This is a genomic window from Bacillus cereus group sp. RP32, from assembly GCF_040459735.1.
GTDB classification, from domain to species: domain Bacteria; phylum Bacillota; class Bacilli; order Bacillales; family Bacillaceae_G; genus Bacillus_A; species Bacillus_A wiedmannii.
Genome location: NZ_JARVHO010000001.1, coordinates 1,168,896 through 1,191,671, shown reverse-complemented (window position 1 = coordinate 1,191,671; position 22,776 = coordinate 1,168,896). Strand labels below are relative to the sequence as shown.

Genomic DNA, 22,776 nt, shown 5'->3' with positions numbered 1-22,776 from the left:
CCGTTACTTTGAACGTTTATAAAATGGTGTTGGAACAACTACTGCTTTGACGCGTTTATTACGAATTTCAATTTCTACTTCTGTATCAACTGCTGCGTATTTTACATCAATTAGTGCTAAACCAATGCTTTTCTTTAACGTTGGAGATTGTGTACCACTCGTTACTTCCCCGATTTTTTCTTCTCCAATAAATACAGGGTAATGTGTACGAGGAATTCCACGTTCGATTACTTCGATGCCGACTAATTTACGAGGCGCACCGTTTTCTTTTTGCTCTTTTAACGTTTCTTTTCCAAAGAAGTCTGCTTCTTTATTTGGTTTTACCGCAAAGCCGATGCCAGCTTCAATCGGTGTAATATCTTTTGATAATTCTTGACCATAAAGTGGTAATGTTGCTTCGAAGCGAAGTGTATCGCGAGCACCTAAACCACATGCTTTTAAGCCTTCTTCTGCTCCAACTTCAAGAAGTTTCTCCCAAAGTTTTGCAGCATCTTCACTCTTACAGTAAATTTCAAATCCATCTTCACCTGTGTAACCTGTACGAGATACAAGTGCTGGAATTCCATCTACAAGAATATCGTTTTTAAATTTAAAGAACTTAATTTCTTTCAAATCTTCTGACACAACTTTTTGTAAAATGCCTTCTGCTTTTGGACCTTGAATTGCAAGCTGTGCAACTTCACTAGAAACATTGACTACTGTTGCATCGCCAATTACATGGCTAGCTAACCATTCGTAATCTTTCTCGATATTTGATGCATTGATTACTAATAAATAGTCTTCTTCACCACGTTTGTAGATTAATAAATCATCTACTGTACCACCATTTTCGTAGCACATAGCTGTATATTGTGCGCCTCCTACCTTTAAGGTAGAAACGTCATTTGTAACAACACGTTGTAAAAATGCTAAACTATCTACACCTTTTACCTCAACTTCTCCCATATGAGACACATCGAACAAACCTGCAGCCGTACGTACAGCTTCATGTTCTTCTTTAATGCTTGAAAATTGAACTGGTAATTCCCAACCACCGAAGTCGATTGTTTTTCCACCATACTTCGCGTATACATCAAATAACGGTGTACGTTGTAATGTAATCATGCTCTCTCCCCCTTATGCTTTGACAAATCAATAAAAGTTGCTCGCCATATCTAAACATTTTCACTCTGAAAAGATAGGATATACGGAATCTCATTATATTTTTTTATGAAAGCGTAAATAAAAAATCACTTTCTTGGATAAAATACGAAAGATTCCACACATTTCACACCATTATCCTAACATTATTCGCTATATTTCATCAATATTCTAGCATAAAAAATAATTTAGAATTTTTCATTCTTAATCTTATTAAATACAATTTTCAAAATTTAGCTCTTTATCTTTTCCTATTCTTTAACTTTCAGCAAGTGTAATAGAGCCTTATTACAAGGCTTATATAATAAAGATTTTTTTAATAATTACTTTAGTTTATAAAAGGTGGGAGAGTCGTAATGAATGTCGATATTTCCGTAGATCGAACGTGGCAAAACAATTTTTTAAATAGAATTAACGAAGATGGTCCTTGGACAAACTGGGATTTATATCATTTAGCTTATAAAACAGAAAAATCGTTACTTGTTCCTACTTTCGATGGCTTACAGGCACCGAAGCATTTATCTCATTTCACACCACTTCCACATCAATTAGAAGTCGCTCAAAATGTCATTGAACAAATGAATGGTAAAGCGATACTAGCAGATGAAGTGGGACTTGGGAAAACGATTGAAGCTGGGCTGATTTTAAAAGAATATATGGTCCGCGGTCTTGTGAAAAAAGTACTTATACTCGTCCCTGCCTCTCTCGTATCACAATGGGCATACGAATTAAATACAAAGTTTTTTATTCCAGCTGTAGCCCAAAAGAAAAGCTACTCGTGGGAACAAGCCGATGTGATTGTATCATCAATTGATACTGCAAAACGTTCACCGCATCGCGATATCGTTTTGAACCTAGAATATGACCTTATTATTATCGATGAAGCACATAAACTTAAAAATAATAAAACAAAAAACTATGAATTTGCACAACGATTAAAAAAGAAATTTTGTTTATTATTAACCGCTACGCCTGTTCAAAATAAGATTGATGAAATTTTCAACCTCGTTTCTTTATTAAAGCCAGGACATTTAGGCAATCAATCCAACTTTGAAGAATATTACGCTTCAAAAAATCGTTCCGCCGAATCTGATGAAGATTTAAAAGCTCTTATTAACAAAGTGATGGTCCGAAATCGACGTCATAATACCGGAATTGATTGGCCAAAGAGACATGTACGTACAATTTTTGTTGAGTTTAATGAAGAAGAGCAAGCTTTGTATAATGGTATTGAAAATTGGCGAGGACAAGATGCCTTCACATCTGCTTTCTCATCGTTAACTTTAAAACGGGAAGCGTGTAGTAGTCGTGAAGCTGTTTACTATTCATTAAAAAAACATGTGGAGAAAAGGCAGAAAGAAAATGAGCATTACATAAAGGACCCACATATTGATGTGCTAATGGACAAAATTAATCATATTCCTTTCAACTCAAAAGCGAATAAAGCTCTTGAGCTTATAAAAGAAATTGACGATAAAGTCATTATCTTCACTGAATATAGAGCTTCACAAATGTATTTACAATGGTTTTTACAACAACACGGTATTTCTTCCGTTCCATTCCGCGGCGGGTTTAAACGCGGGAAGAAAGATTGGATGAAGGAGCTTTTCCAAAACCACGCACAAGTATTAATTGCAACCGAAGCTGGTGGTGAAGGGATTAACTTACAGTTTTGTAGCCATATGATTAATTATGACTTACCGTGGAATCCAATGCGTCTTGAACAAAGAATCGGACGTATTCACCGTCTTGGTCAAAAGAATGATGTTCATATTTATAACTTAGCTACAAAACATACTGTTGAAGAACATATTTTGAAACTGTTATATGAAAAAATCAATTTATTTGAGCGTGTTATCGGTGAACTTGATGAAATTTTAACGAGAATTAATATGAAAAACATCGACGCACATATTCAAGAAATATTTGCGCAATCAAAAAGCGAAGGAGAAATCCGAATTAAGATGGAAAACTTAACATCTATTATCGACTTTGCGAAACGAAATGAAGCTGAGGTGCAAGGCTATGCAGCAACATGAAATTCATAATTACTTATACAATTTTTTTGAGGCGAATAACTGTGAAATTTTAGAACGTTCTCCTCATTTATTAGATGTGCAGTTAACAATTGAGATGGATAAATTATTAATGAATCGCCCTTTTTATTGGCACTATCTTGAGAAAACAGGAGGCGTACCGAATCCGATGCGCCTTACTCTTGTTACGAATCCAGAAAATGAAGAAAGCGATGGTGAACTGATTCACTACGGTTCCCCACGCCTTCATCAAATTTTCCAAACGACAAAAGAATTAGGCTCTTACATACGTTTATATGAGGAAGTACGGCATAGCGGAGCGACACATACACCGCTCCATCCGTGGCTCGGTGTAAATATTAAAGTTTCCTATCAATGTGATCGAAAAAAGGACATCCTTCACTCGATTGGTATTCATCTCATTTCTGGCACAATGATTGCAAACTTTCATGAAACATTAACGAAAATTAAACTTACACCGAAAATACCTGACTTTTGTTTTACGCTCTCACCTATCATTAAACCGCAAAGCGGTTTACAACGTATAGAGGACGCTTTAAAAAATATTATTGCAGAAGATGACCATACGTGGGCGAAAGAAGCAAGAGTGCGCTGGAATCATGATTTAGACCTTTTAAATCGTTTTTATGAAGAAAGTGATGAACTTCCCGAAAGCTATGAAATTGAAAAACAAGCACTGCAAGAACAATACGAGCCACGTATTACATTGCAAATTATTAACGGTGGACTTTTTTATGTTACCGCAAATCATTTTCTATCTTAAAAAGCCCCTTCTGTTTTAGAAGGAGCTTTTTTTGAGTTATCCTCTATCGCCATTACGCTCTTGTTGTTTTTGCTTTGCCATACGTTTTTGATGCGCACGATCCTTTGCGCTCACATGATTAGCATCAGTTGGAAGATTTTCTTTTGAACGACCAATTCCATTGCTCATCTTTATCACTCCTTTTTATATCTTTCAAAATACATCCTTATTTTCAGCTAGAGATACAATCCTTATACAAAAAAATAAGAGCAGCCATTGGCTACTCTTACTCACTCACATATTTTTGAAACATATCATGGATGCCTTTATTTACGAGGTTCGAGATCTGCTCGTCAGATTTATTCGGATAACGATCACGCAATCTGATAGATGCCTTCACCATTAAATTTTCTAATACAGAACGGCCACCTTCTCCATAAATAATTTCAGCATACTTAACAAGCCTTCCATCCTCTACTGTTGCTGGATTATGATTGAAGAAAAATTTACTCATTGTCTCCACCTCTCTATTTTGATAACGTTTACATTTATATAGATTATTTATGTTATTTATTTCACAATATTGTATGCATGTATATTTAATTAGTTTCATTATAAAGCAACATATCGATAGTAAATATGTGATTTTCCGTCCATTTTGTGAACAAACCAAAAATGAAAGCGTTTCCTTTATTATATACTAAAAAAACTTACTACGCTAGGGGCAATTTTTTCAATCTACTAATCCCTCAAAAAGTGATATATTTTTTCTTTTCCCATTAAACATTATACAATTTTCAGAAATTATATTATAAAATATATGTATGACTTAAGGAGGATTTATATGAATCAAAATAAAAAAGCTATATTAGATCTTGTCTTTTATCTCGTAATCCCATTCCTCATTTGGAAATTTGCAAAACCTTATATCGATCCTTATTACGCGATGTTACTTTCCTCTGTTCCGGGGATTATTTATACACTGTATACCTTTAAAAAAGAAAAACAGTTTAACGTAACAGGATTCTTTATTTTAATTACACTCATTTCTAATACAACGGTAGACCTATTATCTGGATCAGCAGAACGAATGTTATGGAACGATGCGTATTATCACATCGTGCTCGGTATTATCGTCATATGTACCATTTTTATAAAAAAACCACTTATGTTATATTTCGCAGCAGATATTGCCGCATTGCAAGGCCATGACCGTGATAAAAGTCGTGAACTGTATCGTGATAGTCGGATCTATCCAGCACTACAATATTTAACGCTATTTTTCGGGCTACAATTCATATTAAAAAGCTTCTTAAAAATTTATTTCATCTCTGTTTTCGGTGTAGATGGCTATGGTGAAATGAGAGCGATTATGACCGCTGTTGGGTGGGGCATTTCCATTTGTATCGGAATTGGATTTGTATGGGTAAACAATAAAATACATGCCGTTACAGAAGAAAAGGAATCCGTGCAGTAAATGAAAATCCCCTAGTAGCATAATACTACTAGGGGATTTTCATTTTGCTACACATATTACGAAATCGTTAACTTGATTTTTTTCTTTTATTTTTTACGTTTCGATAAAACAAAGCAGCACTAAGCGGCATAACACCAAACCACTTATTCATAAATGGCTCTTTTTCAGCACGACGTTGTTCTTTCTTTTGTTTACGATCTTCTTTTGGAGCATCCATATACGACACAAACTGCTGTGTCACAAAGCGAACATAATCATTAGTAGACATATTATCATCACCTCTACTTGATTAGTATGTCCACTTTTTTATTCATTAATCTTTTCTTTTAACTCATTCATGATCTGTTTTACCGATTTATTCGTCGTATCGATATGAATATGAGCCTCTTCATAATGAGCTCGGCGCGATTCAAATTTTGCCACAAATGCCTCTATATCTTTCTTCTGAAATAGTGGACGCGTCGTATCTTCACGGAGTCTTTCTGCAATTACATGTGGATCACAATATAAATACACGACAGTTCCATTTTCCTTCATCCACTTTCGGTTTTCCTCTCGCTCGATGATTCCACCACCAGTTGTAATAATTACATTACAACTGGGTAGTGAACGTAACATTTCACTTTCATATTCCCGAAAAGCGATTTCCCCTTCTTCAGCAAAAATATCACGAATCGCCTTCTCCTGCTTCTCTTCAATTTTTTGGTCTGTATCGACAACATCCATATAAAGTTCTTTACTTAACGCTTTTCCAATTGTTGTTTTCCCAGCTCCCATATAACCGGTTATGTATATAGATTTCATGTTCGTTCCTCTCAATCATCCGTTATTATTTTTTATTATAACGAAAGATTTCATTATTTAATAAAAAAACGTTTTGTTCTCCTTATACAATGAAGAACAAAACGTTATATACACGCTTTTACTTATAAGCGCCTCTTCTCACCCACTGAGTTGCAATCCATTTCTCACCTTTCGTTACTGGTGCCCCTCCATGTAACGTAAGCTCATTTAGTGATTGGTCTTGATAAAAATACTCAAAGTATACTGCCATTCCCTTTCTAGGGTGCACAGAAAGATTTAATTTCGGGAAGAACGTTTCTCCGCCTTCTTCTACATCATTTAAGTACATGACAAGCGTACTGATACGATTATTAGCAGCTGATCTACTATGTTCCGCAAAATAATCATAGTGCGCTTTATATTGTTGATCCACTTCATAATTTAAAATGTGCAATCCTTCTCCATGCGCTACAGGAACATTCATGATAGATGAAATTCGTTTTTCAATCTTTACAGTAAGCTCATTGTCTTCCAAAAATGCACCGCTACTCGTTCGAATATCATTTACATCACGTGATGAACCAACTTTAGAACGTTTCATTTTACTTTTAGACAATTCAATCAATTCGTCGCATTCTTCATCACTTAATACATTTCCTAACACGACAATAAGAGGTTCTTCGAATTTTGAAATAATGTGTATTTCCCTATCTTCCGTCATAATTGCATTTCCTTTATGATCAAAAATAGTTTGTTCCTTATTTTCACCTATTTGATTGTTATTTGTCATTTCCCTATTCTCCCTAAAAAAATATGTTTGGATAGCTTGAATATATCATATTCTTTCTACCTTTCTCTTTTTCGAGAAAATTCAAACTTTAAATTGTTTTATTTATCCATTTCCTTTTAAAAACAACCTATTACAAAATGAGAAATTATGGTTTTCATCCGTATATTTCACAGACTATCCTTCTATCCAATCGAATATTTTCTCATCCTTTTTTCTATACCGAAAGCTTACTTTATAGAAAACTTCTTGTTTTATTTTGCACTGCAACGAAACGAGTATAACATCGTTTTCAAAGACGTAATTCCCACTTGCTTCGCCCTTTTCATATTGAAAGAAAAAAGTATCTTCCTTTTCTTTTTGCTGTAAGTCTTTTTTTATATTTGTAATTGATCGATTTAGTAGTTCTTCCAGTACAAACTTTTGCTCTATTTCAATATAAAATTTTTTATCTATAAGCAACATATTCGTTTCGTATACAAAGAACGAAGTTAATAATACAAGAAAAATGATTGTTCCTGGCATCGTAAATCCATCTTGTTTTCTCATATATTTATTTCCATTTCGCTATACCTGACAGCTACACCTTCATATATTTTCCCACTCATATCTTTCACATGTATAAAGAGCAAATGAGGTGTTACTTCATACGAAACCATTTCAACATTTTGTAATATAACTTCTCTTCCGCGCATATTCACTTTTCTTATAAGATGATTATTCAATTTTTCATACGTCACTTCATCTCCAGTGCGAAGACGGAAGCGCAAAAGATTATCTTTATTTTCAGGGACTATTTTTTCTACAAAAGATACTTCACGAAACTCTAACTGTACTTGTCCTATAAAAACATCCCATTCCCAATTATTTAATCCTTTTGATTGGTTGTTTTCTATTCCAATAAAATTCAAACGTGGTAAGAGTAAAAAGAACAGTGATAACAGAAAAAAACATACGATCATTTCTATTAATGTAAACCCAACTTCTAATTTATTTTTTCTCCTGCATAAAAGCATTGTTCCATCATTCTTCCTTTCACATCTTTCCACATAGCACAAACTTCATTTCCTCCCCAATATGTGTAATATACATTTCCGTTTACGACTTTTTCTTGCGGTCGTTTCGCCCCATTCTCATACATATATAAAGCTGCTTCCCTTTTTAATAATACAAATGCTTTATAACGAATTTGTATGTTTTTTCGTTCTTGCATAACCAATACTGTTTGCGGAAGTAGTAAAGATACTGCCATCATTACTATAATTAATGCTACAAGCATCTCAGCCATCACTGACCCTTTTTGACATTTCACGATACGTAAATCTCCCTCTCCCAAGCTGAAATACAATCTCATATTTATAACTTCGATACGAAAGTAAAATAGTGCCACCTCTATTAATATTTCCACTCGGATTATATGTCATCGGATTTGGAAAAGTATTCAAATCAATTTGTATATCGCTATCATATTCTCTTTTAATGATAGTAAGATTCTCACTTAGCTCCCCTATATAATACGTATGTCTATCTTTATACCATCGTAATGTATAGTGTTTTTGACGGTTTATCGCTAATTGTTGCATATACAAAATATCGTTTGAAAACTGTCTTAAAAATTGTTCCACTTTTTGTTTTTCATGTAATGAATGTACGTTAAAATACGTGACCATACTTAGTACAGAAATTGCAAATAGAACGAGTAGCATTTCTAAAAGAGTAAAACCTTTTTGTTTCACAGTTTCCCAGTTGTTACTGTGCCATCATTTGAAATATAAATGGATTCACCATTCGGACACTCATCAGCTGTAATATATTTTTCATCCCTTAGCTCTTTTAGCGAGGGAATTTTATTATGTTGTAAATGGTATGCTTGTATTTGAGCTTCTATAGATTTCACATAGGCTTTACATCCTTTGCCTTCGACGGATGAACGCTGTGTAACTACATTCGGAATAATTAATAGTAATAATACAGTTATGACGACCATAACTAATAACATTTCTAAAAGGGTAAACCCTTCTTCATTCTGCATGTAAATGCCTCCTAAATAGAATTCATCATTTGAAACATTGGCATAATCATCGCTAAATACATAAGAACGACTATTCCTCCAATACACGTAAATAAAATTGGTTGAATGATCACTAACATACGTTTAACTTTTTGCTCCATCTTTTCCATAATAAGATCGCTATAGTCACCTAATTCAATCGCCAAATTACCGTTTGCTTGTCCATGCGTAATAATATAAGAAAGTTCTTCCTCATAATATCCGCTTTTAGCAATAATAGATTGCAACGGTTCTCCTGCAATTAATTGGCGTTCAATTCGACCCGCTTCATATTGAAAGAACGGATGATAATTTTGCTCCATCATTATTGTTAGGGCCTCAAGTACTGATAGTCCACCTTGTAATAAACCGCTCAATTGAGTGGCGAAATAATGTGAATGCTTTAAAATAAGAAATGTTTTTACGAGGGGGATACGAAGCATAATTTTTACCTGCTTCATATGCGGGAGTTTCCGAAAGTAAAACATATATACACTACATCCAATCATAATGATAACAATAGTGCTAAAAATAAGGCTGGGTAGCAGCTTAATTGCACTTAATATTTGTTCTGTAAGTAACGGTGCTGTAGAACCGAATGAACTATATACCATGTCAACCTGCGGTAATAAAATGCGGTTAAAAACAAAAATCATGATTATTAAAAAGAACGCCAAAAACATAGGATACTGCATTATTTTCATCATATCTTTCCTATACTTATCCTTTTTATAAAGAAGTGCGCTCCCTTGTTGCAACGCAAAAGAAATATCACCATGTTGCTCAGCATAAAATAAATAACTTAACATCTCCTGATGAAACATTAATTGATGAAAAGAATCGTGTAGACTTTTTCCATCTTTTAATCCATCAATCATGCGCTGCAATTGTACTTTCTTTTCTAAAGGTAATTGAAACCGTAAAAATTCTAATGCCTGCAAAAGGGAGTATCCTTTTTCTAATAGTTCTCCTAATCGTTTCAGCAATACTACTTGATCACTTAAACTCCATATTTTCTTAAACATACACATCCTCTTCTAAAAATCCTAAAGCGTATCCTTTTCGTATCGAAGATTCTAATGTTTCGTGCTGGTACGTGACACATTCCCCGTTTGCTTCTTTAATTGCTTGTTTTAACTCATATCCATATAACAACTCATAAATACTCGCTTGTCTTACCTGCCTCATTGATTTACATAAAGTTGAGCACTTTCTTTGGCAAAACGGACACTTCAATTCGACAAGTCGCTGTGCAGCTATAGCCAATAAAGATTGTTCAATCTCTTGCCTCGTTATACCGAAATCCATAAATCGGAGTATCGCCCCTTTCGCATCACTAGTATGCAGTGTCGTCATCACTAAATGTCCAGTCAAACTTGCTCTTATAGCGATTTTCGCTGTTTCTTCATCACGAATTTCACCGACTAAAATAATATCTGGATCATGACGTAAAATGGCCTTTAGTCCCGCCTCATATGTGATACCTGCTTTTTCATTTATTTGAATTTGTAATACATCGTCATTTCTTTTTTCAACTGGATCTTCAAGTGTAACGATGCGACGTGTTTTCTTTTTTTTAATTACCTCTAATAATGCATACATTGTTGTTGTCTTCCCCGAACCAGTCGGTCCAGTAAATACGAGTAACCCATGTGAATAGTGTAAAAAAGAGAGTAGTTTTTTCGCTGTACTTGGAAATAACGAAAGATGAGATAACGGCTGAATAGATGCTTGTAAATGAAGACGAATAACGAGACTTTCTTGGTATACGGTTGGAAGCGTGGAAAGGCGTAAATACACTTCTTGTCCATCCATTTGTAAATACAGTGAACCATTTTGTGGCTTCCGTCTCTCCCCTATATCCATGGATGCTAAAAATTTAAAGTGTGAAACAAGTTTTTCTCCAAATTCCTTTTCGATACAGTGTTTCGTCATTAAATCTTTTCCTATACGCAGTTGAACCGCTACATCCTTCTTCCTGGGCACAATATGTAAATCCGAAGCTTGTACCCTGCACGCCTCTTTCAAAACCGTATTCGCAAAGCTTTCAATTCCATTCATCATTTTTCCCTCCCCACTATGTATATAGCATGAAAAAACAGATAAGAAAAATCGGCATTTTTGTATTTTCACCAGAGGGAAAAGGAAAAATATGTTTGTGAAATTATGAACAATTTCCGAATTATTGTCTGAAATTACCTATATGGAAGTTTATCTGTATTATAATGTTATTATCTTGGATAAAGTGATAAAGGTGGAGATCCTCATGGAACAAGCTTTAAAAATTACAGGCGTATTATCTGACCCAACTCGTTATTACATTTATAAATATATTTCTCAAAAACATAGTTACGTAACTGTACAAGAAATTGCAGATGAGTTTGACATTCATCCAAACGTAGCGCGTTTACATTTATCTAAACTAGAAGATGTCCATATGCTGAAATCGGAAACAAAGAAAACTGGAAAAGGCGGACGACCAAGCAGATTATATGTATTATCTGAAGATGTGATTCAATTACAATTTCCATTCCGCGATTATCAATTGTTAGCAAGAATAGCATTTAATTCTTTACTTAGCCTTGGCGCCGCTGGTGAAAAAGCGCTATACGAAACAGGAAAACAATTCGGGGCCGAGTTAATGCAACAACATATGCAGCGTTTACATGTGAATGAAGATGCTTTAACAGTAGAGCAAAAAGTCCAAATTGCAAAAGAAGCTTTCTCAACAGCTGGTTTATCACCTGCATTTGAATTAAGTGCAGATGGAACGAAAATTTTCTATGATGTACACAATTGTCCATTTAAAGAAGTTGCTGTTCATCACCCAACTGAAATTTGTAATATGCACGGAGATATGATGAAAGGGATTTTTGAAATCCTATTCCCTAACACGGAATTAACACGAAATGATAGTCTACTAGATGGATGTAAATCTTGTAATTATAAACTAACAATTTAATTTCTCATATAAAAAGAAGCCAATTATAATTGGCTTCTTTTTATATGAATGAATATTTACAATAGTAAGAAAAATAAACTATAATGAGGAGAGGTTTACTTTTTTTAGAAAAGGAGGGAGATGGCATGGAGCGCATGTTTCGCGTTCTCGGCTTTTGGACTGGAATTTTCTCGGTTATGTTTTACGTAGGGGATATGCAACAGGCCGCACTACTATTTTTAGGACAAACAGGTTTCTTCGTACTTTTAAGCTATTTAAATCTAACAGAGCGTATGTATATATACGTATTCGGGGCATATTTAACTGTTTTCTTCATAGGATTTACATACTACACGACGTTTTTACTTGTCCCTGGAGCTGGACATTAAAGATGGCATTTTGCCATCTTTTTTTTAATTCCGCAATTCCCTAGTTGACTTATAGGTTTTATTACCTTATATTCTATATAACAGATTGGAATTAGGGGGAATCAACATGAATACACTGCTTGTCGGAATTAACGTTGCAGTCATGCTCATCTTAGTTGGCGTATTATATTATATGCAACGTAAGCATGTATCTTTTAATAAACGTGTATTTACTGCTTTAGGAGTCGGAATTATATTCGGTCTTATATTACAATTTATTTATGAGCCAACTTCTAAAATAATTATTGAATCAAATACTTGGTTTAGCTTAATCGGTAACGGTTATGTGAAATTACTTCAAATGATCGTTATGCCACTTATTTTAGTATCTATTATTTCAGCCTTTACAAAATTACAGTTAACGAAAAACCTTGGTAAAATTAGTGGTCTTATTATCGGAATTTTAATTCTTACTACAGGAATCGCTGCAGCTGTCGGTATCGCCGCAAGTGCAGGATTTGATGTATCTGCAACAGGCCTGCAACAAGGTGATGCAGAATCTGCTCGTCTGAAACTAGTTGAAGAAAGATTTACTTCTATTGAAAAAACAACAATTCCAGATAAATTATTAGAGCTGTTGCCTACAAATCCGTTTCTTGATTTAACAGGTGCTCGTCCAACATCAACAATTTCTGTTGTAATATTTGCAGCCTTTATCGGTATCGCCTTTATAGGGGTAAAACGAAAATATCCAGAACAAGCAGAACTATTTAAGAAAATGCTTGATGCTGTATATGCAATCGTAATGCGTATGGTAACATTAATTTTACGCCTTACTCCATACGGCGTATTAGCTCTTATGGCAAAAACAGTTGCTGGTAGCGATATAAATGCTATTTTAAAACTTGGTAACTTCGTGTTAGCGTCTTACGTGGCACTTATCGTAATGTTCGTTATCCACTTATTATTAATTGCTCTATCTGGTTTAAATCCAATTCAATATTTAAAAAAGGTGTTCCCTGTATTAACATTTGCATTCACATCTCGCTCTAGTGCTGGTGCAATGCCATTAAATATTGAAGCGCAAAAAGAAAAGCTTGGTATTTCCGAAGGGATTGCAAACTTTGCAGCATCATTCGGAGTATCCATCGGACAAAACGGTTGCGCAGGTATTTATCCAGCAATGCTTGCAATGATGGTCGCTCCAACTGTAGGAATCGATCCATTACAACCACAATTTATTTTAACTTTAATCGCTGTCGTTGCTATTAGCTCATTCGGTGTTGCCGGTGTTGGTGGTGGTGCAACATTCGCAGCGTTAATCGTACTATCTACAATGAACTTACCAATCGGTATTGTCGCTCTTGTTATCTCAGTTGAACCATTAATCGATATGGGTCGTACAGCTCTTAACGTAAGTGGTTCTATGACAGCAGGTCTTATTTCTAGTAAATGGCTTGGTGAATTAGATCAAGATACGTACAATCAAGATGATACAAAAACTGGTGAAATTGCTTCATAATGAAAAGGACGCTAATAAAAACTGTTAGCGTCCTTTTTTAGTTCTTTTCATCTTCCTCTTTGTCTTTTATACATAAGGCATAACATATTGTTTCAAACACTATGTAAAATCTCGTTCTTTATACTTCATTTCTATCTCCTTACACATAGAAAAAGAGAATACAATAACATATTCTCTTTTCTCAAATATACTTCATTATCTCACAGCCCGTCCTTTTCACAAATAACCATTTTGTTCGCACCATTTATGAAATTGTCCTACGTCTACTCCAACTAACACGATATCCTTTAGCTCTACATCAATGATTTGTTCTCCAATTACAATAGCAAACTGCGATTCTAATTTTGTCTCGCTGTTCTTTACAATTCCAATTCGGTTCCGATGCGGTCCATCTTTTATATATGCTTTTTGTCCTACAATATCAAAGTTCAAGTCTCTCACCTCTTTTATTGCGCTTAAATTTGAAATACGAACTCAAATTCGGAAATTTTCCTTTCCTTGCACTATTTCTCTATATATATGACGAAACAATAAAAGAGTCCTCCCTTCTTTACAATTATTTTTTCTTTGTTTCATTTTTGTGATTGAAACGTAAAGTTTATAATAAAATACATTTGGAAGCGCTTTCTATGTAATTTTTTATGTTATAATATATAAGTAGAACTTCGCAAAGAGGGTTAAAAAAAATGAATACAAAAATGATTAAAAAAGTAATTGACGCATTAAAAGTATATGGCTTTCAGAATGTATCATTCTGTGACAAAACAAAACAATTTTTATTTCATAACGAAATGGATATTATGAGCGGCTATGCAGAAATAACATATAGTAGTCAATTTGAAAAATTCAACGTACAAATTCATCCGATTGAAACACATCACCAAGCAGAGTTACAAGAGGTTGAAAGACATATACAGGCCTGTATAAGAAAAGTGGAATATTTAAACGCACTTCTTAGCGGACAAACAAAACTAGATGACAAAATTATTATAATGTAAAAAAAGAACGTGAGAATATCACGTTCTTTTTTTACATTATACGTTCATCTTTTCCTTCAGTTGTAATCCTGTAATGGATTCTAATACATCCATTGCTTCTCCAAATGTCATATCAAAAATTGTCTTATCTTCTATGTATGGAAATTGTCTAAAGCGTTTTTCTAATATTTTCACGGCGTCCGACGTAAAGTGTACACTATCAATGCCAAATTCTGTTTCAAGAAGAACGATCCAATCTAACACATGAAAACCTAATCCATTTACGAATGAAATAAGTTTTTCTTCTGGGTGTGAAGATAAGAATACGTGTCGTTCCATCTCATCGAAAAGTTCTTCACCTAAAACTTCTGCTAATTCATCATCATGTTCGCGTTCAATAATCTCTTCATATCCGTAATCATCCACAAGCTCTTCTACTTCTTCACTATCCTCACAAAGCAATTGACTAAGAACGGCCTCTTTCTTAAATTCACTATTTTGTACGACTTCTAAAAAGCTCGTTTCCCATCCATTTTCTAATTTCATATTATATACTCCTTTATATACGTTTCTTATCATCACTGTACCCAAAAGATCACTTTTATAACCTTTTAGGTCGTTATTATTATTTCACATGATTCATAACATAAGATGCAAATTCAGTTGCATCTCCTTCAAAAATATTTATTTCTGGCAAATGATAGAACGTTGTTTGAAGCGGGTTTCTTTCATGATATACATATATCTTTTTCTCTAGCGCAATCGCCATTCCAAACTCTGTATGGCTCCCGTTTCCGCCATCTAATATAAGTAAAAAGACATCCGCTTCTTTAATAGCATTCTTTTCTGCCTGCCCAATTTCTCTTAATTGATCTTGATTCACTGCTCTTTCGTTTCTTGTCCAATCATATGTATGGTGCCATCCTGCATGTTTCAGTTCATTTGCTATAGAACGTACAAGATGTTTATTTTGGAATCCTGAGGCGACATAAAAATTCATTTATATACACTCCTTCATTATGTACGGGAAACTCCTTTTAGCGTTAATTGCTATAAACATAATAAAGAACGACTTCAAAAAAAAATCCCCATCTTTAAAACTTATTTGCGTTTAAATGATGGGATTCTTCATGCTCTTCTTTTATTTTCTTCTTTTTATAACTTTCATCAGCTAACATTTCTAGTTCAGCTGTTATTTCTGATTTTTCAAGCTCTCTTTCTTGCGAAAATTTCCTTGAAATATAAACAATAACACTACCAACGTACAACACAAAGCATATAATAAGTGCAGTATTTTCATAGAGACTTAGCTCCAACACAGTCACTCCTAATCCATTCGTATTTTCACGCTTCATTAATTGGAATTTCCCTACTAATCCATTTGTTACCCCGCTATTCGAGGGCAGTAAAACCCCCACCTCAAAATTCAGCAAAAATAAAGAAGTTAGGTGTGGGATTAACTGCCCGTAAAAGCCCGATTGGTTCAACTAATAATCAGTGGGGGATTAACCCCTCCCCCACTGATTAAAGTTTCACTTTATTGTAACATAAAAATATCAATCCTTGGAATCTTTCATCCTACTAAAAAAGACATGATTGTTTCATCATGCCTCTGAAATATGTTGAATGATTGTTTGAATTGCTTCTTTTCCATTATATTTTTTTAGTGCTGTTTTATACATCTCATTATTTTGATTTAATTCTTCGACATGCTTTATAAGTGATTTCACAGTCACATCTTCCTCATACAATACGGAAGCATATCCTTGTCTTTCAAAAGACTCTGCATTTAGTATTTGATCTCCACGACTTGCAAATTTCGATAGCGGAATTAAAACCATCGGCTTTTGCAATGTTAAAAACTCAAAAATGGCATTAGAGCCCGCACGTGAAATAACAAAATCTGTTATCGCCAATATGTCTGGCAGTTCCCCATGTATATATTCAAATTGTTTATATCCTTCTTTATTTTGTAAGCTTTCATCAAGATTACCTTTTCCGCAAAGATGAACAATTTGATATTTTTTCAGAAGTTCTGGTAACGCTTCTCGAACCGTTTCATTAATTTTCTTTGCGCCCAAACTTCCTCCCATAATTGTAATAATTGGCTTTTTACGTGAAAAACCTAAAAACATTAAACCTTTTTCACGATTTCCCTTTAGCACTTCTTCACGTACAGGAGATCCTGTATAGATTACTTTTTCTTTCGGTAAATGTTTCGCAGCTTCTTCAAATGTAACAAATATTTTCGAAGCAAAACGGAGCGCAATTTTGTTTGCTAGTCCTGGCGTCATATCAGATTCATGTAATAAAACAGGGACTCTATTTAGCCAGCCTCCAATTACGACTGGTACAGATACGAAACCACCTTTTGAAAAAATCACATCCGGCTTTAGTTTTCGAATCCTTACATACGCATCCATAACACCCTTCATTACAAGAAAAGGATCTTTTATATTTTTTAAATCAAAATAACGACGTAGCTTTCCACTTGAAATACTATAGTACGGAATGCCTTCCTTTTCTATAATCGTTTTCTCAATCCCTTGATGAGAACCAATATACGAGATATCCCAATTTTGTTCTTGTAAATGTGGAATGATGGCTAAATTAGGTGTTACATGCCCTGCCGAACCGCCACCTGTAAAGACTATTTTCTTCATACGTCTCCCCCTTCTACACTATAATACACTAAAATATCTTGCCTCAGGGTGAGAAAATACCATAGCCGTTACAGACGCTTCTGGCTCCATCATAAATCCTTCTGTTAATGAAATACCTATTTCTTCTGGATGAATAAGGCGAAATAACTTTTCTTGATCCGCAAGTTCTGGACATGCTGGATAACCGAAAGACACTCGTATCCCTCTATATTTCGTACGGAAACGTTCTTCCATCGTCAGTTCTGGTGAATCTGGAATACCCCAGCGATCACGAATGAGCATATGTGTTTTTTCAGCAAGACCTTCTGCTAGTTCAAGCGCTAACGATTGGATCGCATGGCTGCGTAAATAATCACCCTTCGCCTTCCACTCTTCAGCAATGTCCCGAACGCCTTCCCCAACCGTAACAGATAGGAAAGCAACATAGTCCATCTCATCTCCAACTGGTCGTAAATAATCACCTAAAGTACGATATGGTGCTTTTCCTTGTCTTGGGAATGTGAAACGCTCTATTACACGCGTATGATCTTCTGGATCATATATTACAATGTTTTGTCCGTCACTTTGCGCTGGGAAAAATTGATACACCGCTTTCGGTTTTAACCAAGATTGTCCTTCCTGCAATAATTCATCTATTAAATCATTTAATTCGTGTGCTCTCTTATCTCCCTCTCGCAAAAGCTTCTTCACATTTCCTTTTAATCCAAGGTGATGTCCAAGTAGCATTTGTCTATTTAAAAATGGAGCGAGATGTGCAACTGGAATATCACGTAATACAATTCGTTTTATTGAATCAGGTATCATAACCTCTGCCTTCGCTAATGGCTCAATTACTGCTGGAATTTCTACTTTCTTCTCCTCTTTTTTTACGATATGAAGATGACGCTCTTTTTTATCTTGTTTCATCTTCTCACGCTCTTCTTCTTTTTGAAGCTTATTAATAATATCAAGACCAGTCATCGCATCACTCGCATAACATACGAGCCCTTTATATGATGGTGAAATACGATTTTCTGTAAATTTTCTCGTTAACGCTGCCCCGCCTACAACGATTGGAACATCAATATTTGCAGCTTTTAAATCTTCAGCAGTCGTTACCATTTGTTGCGCTGATTTTACTAATAAACCAGAAAGACCAATAATGTCAGGCTTCTTTTCTTGTACTTCTTGAACAATTCGATCCGAACGAACATTGATTCCTAAATTAATAATCTCATATCCGTTATTCGATAAAATAATTTCAACGAGGTTTTTCCCAATATCATGTACGTCACCTTTAACAGTTGCTAATAATACTTTCCCCTTTTTCGCACTCTCGCTAGATTCCATATGTGGCTCTAAATAGCTTACGGCAGCTTTCATACTTTCAGCACTTTGCAATACTTCGGCAACGATAAGCTCATTATTATTAAATAATCGTCCCACCTCATCCATTCCTGTCATAAGTGGGCCATTAATAATATCCAAAGGTTTTCTTCCTTCTGTAAGTGCACGGCTTAAATCTTCTTGTAGTCCTTGTTTCGTACCTTCTACAATGTAATTTGCCAGCCTTTCATCAAGAGTTAATGTTTCTTGGGTAACGACATCTTTCTTTTTTGCCGCGCGATAAAAATTTGTAAATTCTTCTAACGTCTCTTGCGTCGTTTCAAAAAGTAGTGCATCAGCAAGACGTTTTTCTTCCTCTGGAATTGACGCATACCGTTCTAATTTTTCCGTATTCACAATTGCGTAATCTAATCCTGCTTTCGTTGCATGATATAAAAAGACGGAATTTAATACTTCTCGGCCAGCTGGTGGTAAACCAAAAGATATGTTACTTACACCTAAAATCGTTAAACACTCTGGTAAGGCTTCTTTAATAAGGCGAATTCCTTCTATCGTCGCTGCCGCCGAGCCGATATATTCTTCATCACCTGTCCCTACAGGAAATACAAGTGCATCAAAAATAATATCTGACGGGCGTATACCATATTTCATCGTCAATAACTCATAACTTCTTTTTGCAATTTCTAATTTTCTTTCCGCGCTTACTGCCATTCCGTCTTCATCGATTGTTCCAACTACAATTGCAGCACCGTATTTACGAAGAAGCGGTGTCACTTTTTTAAATCGCTCTTCCCCATCTTCTAAATTAATTGAATTAATAACAGCTTTTCCTTGTATATAAGTAAGAGCTCGCTCCATCACATTTTCATCTGTTGAGTCGATCATAATTGGTACTTTTAACACTTTCGTAACTTCTGCCAAGAAGTTTTCCATATCTTCTATTTCATCGCGATCAGGGTCTGCCATACAAATATCAATAATATGAGCATTTTTCTTCACTTGCGCTCTTGCGACTTCAGCAGCCTCTTCAAATTTCCCTTCTGCTACTAATCGTTTAAATTTACGTGACCCAATAACGTTTGTTCTTTCACCAACAAATAATGGTCTCATAGAGTCATCATATTGAAGTGCCTCTAATCCACTAACCCCGTGTCCAGCTCTTTCGTGGTGTTCACGTGGATTAAGAGAAGCTAACGCGGATTTTATTGCTTTTATATGTTCTGGTGTTGTGCCACAACAACCACCGATAATATTAACCCATCCTTCTTCAGCAAATCGCTTCACTTTTTCAGCGAGAGAAGATGGCGATTCATGATAATGTCCATCTTCATCAGGAAGACCTGCATTTGGATAACAAGAAATGTAACACTCCGACAAATCAGATAGTGAACGAATATGGTCTCTCATAAACTCCGGACCGGTCGCACAGTTTAATCCAACAGATAATGGCTTCATATGTTCTACTGATAAGTAAAAAGCCTCAATTGTTTGCCCGGCCAGAGTCGTTCCCATCGGTTCAATCGTTCCTGAAATCATAATAGGTACAATTTTATTTAGCTCATCAAAAGCTGCTTGAATTCCAATATAAGCAGCCTTCACGTTACGCATATCTTGACTCGTCTCAACGAGTAATACATCTACGTCGCCATTCAATAAGCCTCTAGCCTGCCGTGTATAGGCTTCAATTAATTCTTCAAACGTCACACCACCTGTAACACTAATCGCTTTCGTTGTTGGTCCCATTGCTCCCGCAACATATACTTCCTTCCCACTTTCTTTGACCGCTTGCTTCGCTAAACGCGCTGCCTTCTCATTTAATTCCTCATCTAAATGAGACAACTCATAATCACTTAATACAATATTTGTCGCCCCAAATGTATTTGTTTCAATAATATCTGCTCCAGCTTCAATATAAGCTTTATGAATCTTTAAAATGACATCAGGCCTTGTTTCTACTAAATATTCATTACAGCCTTCGTACTCTTCTCCTCCGAAATCTTCCGCAGTTAAGTCCTCTTGCTGGATCATTGTTCCCATTGCACCATCTAATATTAAGATGTTATTTTGTAATTTTTCTTCTATACATTTCATCAATTAATACCTTCTTTCACTTCTTGCTTTTCTCTCACATATTTAACAAGATGTTCTGTAATTTCATATTTTAGAAATGGTGTAATAAGATAAATGCCGTTAAAATATTTCATCGCCGCATCGATCAATTCTTGTGAAATACGAATCCCTTCTTCAATTGCTGCCTCTTTCGTTTCATGTCCATCCATTCTCTCCCTTATTTCTTCAGGTAGAGTAATACCCGGCACCTCAAAATGAAGGAAATCTGCATTCCTTTTACTTATTAATGGCATAATCCCAATAAAAATAGGTTGTTCCAAATGCTTTGTCGCTTCATACACTTCTTCAATTAACGCGATATCATAAATTGGCTGAGTTAAGAAATATTCCGCTCCAGCATCTATTTTCCGTTCCATCCGCTTAACCGCTGCTTTTAAATGTCTTACATGCGGATTAAACGCACCTCCCACTGAAAACCTTGTTGCTGGACCAATTGATTTCCCTAAAATCGAGCGCCCGTCGTTCATTTCTTTAATCATTTTAATGAGCTCAATAGAGGACAAATCATATACAGAAGTGGCACCTGGAAAATCACCAACGCGTGCTGGATCCCCAGTTAAAGCTAACACTTCTTCCATACCTAACGCTGATAGGCCTAGTAAATGAGATTGTAGTCCGATGACGTTATGGTCTCTACACGTTAAGTGCGTCAATACCGGAATATCGTGCTTCGTTAATAATGCCCCCATTGCCATATTCGAGATGCGAGGCGATGCTAATGAATTATCTGCTAGAGTAATAGCATCTGCCCCAGCTCTTTTCAATGCTCTTGCGCCTTCAAAAAACCGCTGCGTATCTAACGTTTTCGGTGGATCTAATTCCACTACTACTGTCGTTTGTTTTTTTGCTTTCTCTGCTAAAGTGACATGAGCTTTCGAACGTTTCTCATGTGTATGAACTACTTTCGGTCTTTGAATCGTATCCTTTTCTATTACAGGTGTAACATTTGCAATTGCACGTTTCATACTTTCAATATGTTCTGGAGTCGTGCCACAACAACCACCCAATAACCGGATACCTTGCTCAATAAATTTCGGTGTCATCGCTTCGAAATAAGCCGGACTTCCCTCATATACGTAGCGTCCCTCCACATAATTCGGGAGACCTGCATTTGGATATGCTGACAAGTAGCCATTTTGAGGAATCGATATCATTTTAAAAGCTTCCGTCATGTGAAGTGGCCCTAGTTGACAGTTCAATCCAACAACATTTGCACCGTAATCTAAAAGCTGTTTTAATATTTCATTTACATCATTTCCATTTTGAGTTGTACCTGCCTCATGCAATGCTAATTGAGCTACAATTGGAATATTCGTTTGTTTTCGTAACACCTGAACAGCATGAAGTAATTCAAACTCATCATAGAAAGTTTCTAATAGCAGTCCATCAACCTGTTCTTCTAGTAATGCACTTGCCTGTTCCAGTAACATAAATTCTCTTTCCATATCAGTTGTCGTAACAGCTCCGATATGTTTCATACCACCAATTGTTCCTAAAATTGCATTTCTGTCTGTAACAGATGCTTTCGCCAGTTTTACTGCGGCTCTATTAATTTCAGTAACTTGATTTTCTAAACCATACATACGTAATTTCGCTTCATTTGCTCCGTACGTATTTGTTTGAATCACATCAGCCCCAGCAGCTACATATTGCTTATGAATCGATATAATTAAATCTGGATCAGATATATTCAATTCTTCAAAACTACTTTGCAAACCATGTGAATGTAATAACGTCCCAACCGCACCATCACCTATTACAATTCCTTTTGATAATAAATCTAGTAATTTCACAAATCTCCCTCATTTCTATC

28 protein-coding genes are annotated in these 22,776 nt (G+C 35.3%); 8 read left to right on the top strand and 20 right to left on the bottom strand.

Annotated elements, in window-relative coordinates:
- Positions 1-3: 3 nt before the first annotated feature.
- Positions 4-1,104, bottom strand: a complete 1,101-nt coding sequence (gene gcvT / locus QCI46_RS06175; protein WP_000631766.1) for a glycine cleavage system aminomethyltransferase GcvT — start codon at positions 1,102-1,104, stop codon at positions 4-6.
- A 392-nt stretch (positions 1,105-1,496) separates the two neighbouring features.
- Between gcvT and QCI46_RS06170 the strand changes: the two genes are divergently transcribed.
- Both QCI46_RS06170 and QCI46_RS06165 read left to right on the top strand, forming a co-directional pair.
- Complete coding sequence (locus tag QCI46_RS06170) at positions 1,497-3,179, top strand: DEAD/DEAH box helicase (RefSeq protein ID WP_001100048.1); 1,683 nt, start codon at positions 1,497-1,499, stop codon at positions 3,177-3,179.
- Positions 3,166-3,960, top strand: a complete 795-nt coding sequence (locus QCI46_RS06165; protein ID WP_353839805.1) for a YqhG family protein — start codon at positions 3,166-3,168, stop codon at positions 3,958-3,960. Before QCI46_RS06170 ends, QCI46_RS06165 begins: the two co-directional genes overlap by 14 nt.
- Positions 3,961-3,996: 36 nt before the next feature.
- Here QCI46_RS06165 and QCI46_RS06160 read toward each other — a convergent pair whose 3' ends face one another.
- A complete protein-coding gene (locus tag QCI46_RS06160; protein WP_000064661.1) occupies positions 3,997-4,128 on the bottom strand; it encodes a hypothetical protein in 132 nt (43 codons plus the stop codon).
- Between the two features lie 97 nt (positions 4,129-4,225).
- The gene (locus tag QCI46_RS06155) at positions 4,226-4,453 is read right to left on the bottom strand and encodes a hypothetical protein (RefSeq protein WP_000032702.1); all 228 of its coding nucleotides are present in this window, start codon (positions 4,451-4,453) and stop codon (positions 4,226-4,228) included.
- A 73-nt stretch (positions 4,454-4,526) separates the two neighbouring features.
- Here QCI46_RS06155 and QCI46_RS06150 point away from each other — a divergent pair, with 73 nt between their 5' ends.
- Entirely contained in the window at positions 4,527-4,643 is a 117-nt protein-coding gene (locus QCI46_RS06150; RefSeq protein WP_003279814.1) for a hypothetical protein, read from the top strand.
- A 140-nt stretch (positions 4,644-4,783) separates the two neighbouring features.
- Complete coding sequence (locus tag QCI46_RS06145; RefSeq protein WP_001073110.1) at positions 4,784-5,416, top strand: VC0807 family protein; 633 nt, start codon at positions 4,784-4,786, stop codon at positions 5,414-5,416.
- A 67-nt stretch (positions 5,417-5,483) separates the two neighbouring features.
- Here QCI46_RS06145 and QCI46_RS06140 read toward each other — a convergent pair whose 3' ends face one another.
- From QCI46_RS06140 to comGA, 10 genes are all read right to left on the bottom strand, one after another.
- Positions 5,484-5,684, bottom strand: coding sequence for a YqzE family protein (locus QCI46_RS06140; RefSeq protein WP_000106081.1), 201 nt, complete (start codon positions 5,682-5,684; stop codon positions 5,484-5,486).
- A gap of 38 nt (positions 5,685-5,722) precedes the next feature.
- Positions 5,723-6,220 carry a shikimate kinase gene (locus QCI46_RS06135; RefSeq protein ID WP_353839804.1) on the bottom strand — a complete coding sequence of 166 codons (498 nt, stop codon included), beginning with the start codon at positions 6,218-6,220 and terminating at the stop codon, positions 5,723-5,725.
- Positions 6,221-6,338: 118 nt separating this feature from the next.
- Positions 6,339-6,989, bottom strand: a complete 651-nt coding sequence (locus tag QCI46_RS06130; protein ID WP_098088698.1) for a 2OG-Fe(II) oxygenase — start codon at positions 6,987-6,989, stop codon at positions 6,339-6,341.
- A gap of 174 nt (positions 6,990-7,163) precedes the next feature.
- Entirely contained in the window at positions 7,164-7,535 is a 372-nt protein-coding gene (comGG, locus tag QCI46_RS06125; RefSeq protein WP_046956345.1) for a competence type IV pilus minor pilin ComGG, read from the bottom strand.
- A complete protein-coding gene (comGF, locus tag QCI46_RS06120; RefSeq protein WP_353839803.1) occupies positions 7,532-8,002 on the bottom strand; it encodes a competence type IV pilus minor pilin ComGF in 471 nt (156 codons plus the stop codon). Before comGF ends, comGG begins: the two co-directional genes overlap by 4 nt.
- Positions 7,972-8,274: a competence protein ComG gene (locus QCI46_RS06115; protein ID WP_353839801.1), complete on the bottom strand. Its 303-nt coding sequence runs from the start codon at positions 8,272-8,274 to the stop codon at positions 7,972-7,974. The genes comGF and QCI46_RS06115 overlap by 31 nt, the downstream gene beginning before the upstream one ends.
- Entirely contained in the window at positions 8,267-8,722 is a 456-nt protein-coding gene (gene comGD / locus QCI46_RS06110) for a comG operon protein ComGD (protein WP_000810391.1), read from the bottom strand. Before comGD ends, QCI46_RS06115 begins: the two co-directional genes overlap by 8 nt.
- A complete protein-coding gene (gene comGC, locus QCI46_RS06105) occupies positions 8,719-9,018 on the bottom strand; it encodes a competence type IV pilus major pilin ComGC (RefSeq protein ID WP_353839800.1) in 300 nt (99 codons plus the stop codon). Before comGC ends, comGD begins: the two co-directional genes overlap by 4 nt.
- Positions 9,019-9,029: 11 nt before the next feature.
- Entirely contained in the window at positions 9,030-10,061 is a 1,032-nt protein-coding gene (comGB, locus tag QCI46_RS06100) for a competence type IV pilus assembly protein ComGB (RefSeq protein ID WP_353839799.1), read from the bottom strand.
- Positions 10,054-11,097: a competence protein ComGA gene (gene comGA, locus QCI46_RS06095; RefSeq protein WP_353841839.1), complete on the bottom strand. Its 1,044-nt coding sequence runs from the start codon at positions 11,095-11,097 to the stop codon at positions 10,054-10,056. Before comGA ends, comGB begins: the two co-directional genes overlap by 8 nt.
- A gap of 205 nt (positions 11,098-11,302) precedes the next feature.
- Here comGA and QCI46_RS06090 point away from each other — a divergent pair, with 205 nt between their 5' ends.
- The 3 genes from QCI46_RS06090 to QCI46_RS06080 all read left to right on the top strand — a co-directional run bounded on the left by QCI46_RS06090 (position 11,303) and on the right by QCI46_RS06080 (position 13,867).
- Positions 11,303-11,998 carry a helix-turn-helix transcriptional regulator gene (locus tag QCI46_RS06090; protein ID WP_000434122.1) on the top strand — a complete coding sequence of 232 codons (696 nt, stop codon included), beginning with the start codon at positions 11,303-11,305 and terminating at the stop codon, positions 11,996-11,998.
- A gap of 125 nt (positions 11,999-12,123) precedes the next feature.
- The gene (locus tag QCI46_RS06085) at positions 12,124-12,366 is read left to right on the top strand and encodes a DUF2626 domain-containing protein (protein WP_000440719.1); all 243 of its coding nucleotides are present in this window, start codon (positions 12,124-12,126) and stop codon (positions 12,364-12,366) included.
- 106 nt (positions 12,367-12,472) lie between these two features.
- Positions 12,473-13,867, top strand: coding sequence for an L-cystine transporter (locus QCI46_RS06080; RefSeq protein WP_353839798.1), 1,395 nt, complete (start codon positions 12,473-12,475; stop codon positions 13,865-13,867).
- A 216-nt stretch (positions 13,868-14,083) separates the two neighbouring features.
- Here the strand turns inward: QCI46_RS06080 and QCI46_RS06075 are convergent, their stop codons facing one another.
- The gene (locus QCI46_RS06075; protein WP_001008334.1) at positions 14,084-14,299 is read right to left on the bottom strand and encodes a DUF3912 family protein; all 216 of its coding nucleotides are present in this window, start codon (positions 14,297-14,299) and stop codon (positions 14,084-14,086) included.
- 254 nt (positions 14,300-14,553) lie between these two features.
- Between QCI46_RS06075 and QCI46_RS06070 the strand changes: the two genes are divergently transcribed.
- Positions 14,554-14,865 carry a hypothetical protein gene (locus QCI46_RS06070; protein WP_001093232.1) on the top strand — a complete coding sequence of 104 codons (312 nt, stop codon included), beginning with the start codon at positions 14,554-14,556 and terminating at the stop codon, positions 14,863-14,865.
- Between the two features lie 36 nt (positions 14,866-14,901).
- Here the strand turns inward: QCI46_RS06070 and QCI46_RS06065 are convergent, their stop codons facing one another.
- The 6 genes from QCI46_RS06065 to QCI46_RS06040 all read right to left on the bottom strand — a co-directional run bounded on the left by QCI46_RS06065 (position 14,902) and on the right by QCI46_RS06040 (position 22,756).
- On the bottom strand, positions 14,902-15,390 hold the full coding sequence (locus tag QCI46_RS06065) for a hypothetical protein (protein ID WP_353839797.1): 489 nt from the start codon (positions 15,388-15,390) through the stop codon (positions 14,902-14,904).
- Positions 15,391-15,469: 79 nt separating this feature from the next.
- The gene (locus QCI46_RS06060; RefSeq protein WP_001012499.1) at positions 15,470-15,844 is read right to left on the bottom strand and encodes a nucleoside 2-deoxyribosyltransferase; all 375 of its coding nucleotides are present in this window, start codon (positions 15,842-15,844) and stop codon (positions 15,470-15,472) included.
- A gap of 94 nt (positions 15,845-15,938) precedes the next feature.
- Positions 15,939-16,199 carry a DUF3966 domain-containing protein gene (locus QCI46_RS06055; protein WP_000817963.1) on the bottom strand — a complete coding sequence of 87 codons (261 nt, stop codon included), beginning with the start codon at positions 16,197-16,199 and terminating at the stop codon, positions 15,939-15,941.
- A gap of 249 nt (positions 16,200-16,448) precedes the next feature.
- Positions 16,449-17,507: an undecaprenyldiphospho-muramoylpentapeptide beta-N-acetylglucosaminyltransferase gene (gene murG / locus QCI46_RS06050; protein ID WP_353839795.1), complete on the bottom strand. Its 1,059-nt coding sequence runs from the start codon at positions 17,505-17,507 to the stop codon at positions 16,449-16,451.
- 18 nt (positions 17,508-17,525) lie between these two features.
- Positions 17,526-20,924 carry a methionine synthase gene (metH, locus tag QCI46_RS06045; RefSeq protein ID WP_353839794.1) on the bottom strand — a complete coding sequence of 1,133 codons (3,399 nt, stop codon included), beginning with the start codon at positions 20,922-20,924 and terminating at the stop codon, positions 17,526-17,528.
- Positions 20,924-22,756, bottom strand: a complete 1,833-nt coding sequence (locus QCI46_RS06040) for a bifunctional homocysteine S-methyltransferase/methylenetetrahydrofolate reductase (protein WP_097907753.1) — start codon at positions 22,754-22,756, stop codon at positions 20,924-20,926. The genes metH and QCI46_RS06040 overlap by 1 nt, the downstream gene beginning before the upstream one ends.
- Positions 22,757-22,776 lie beyond the last annotated feature (20 nt).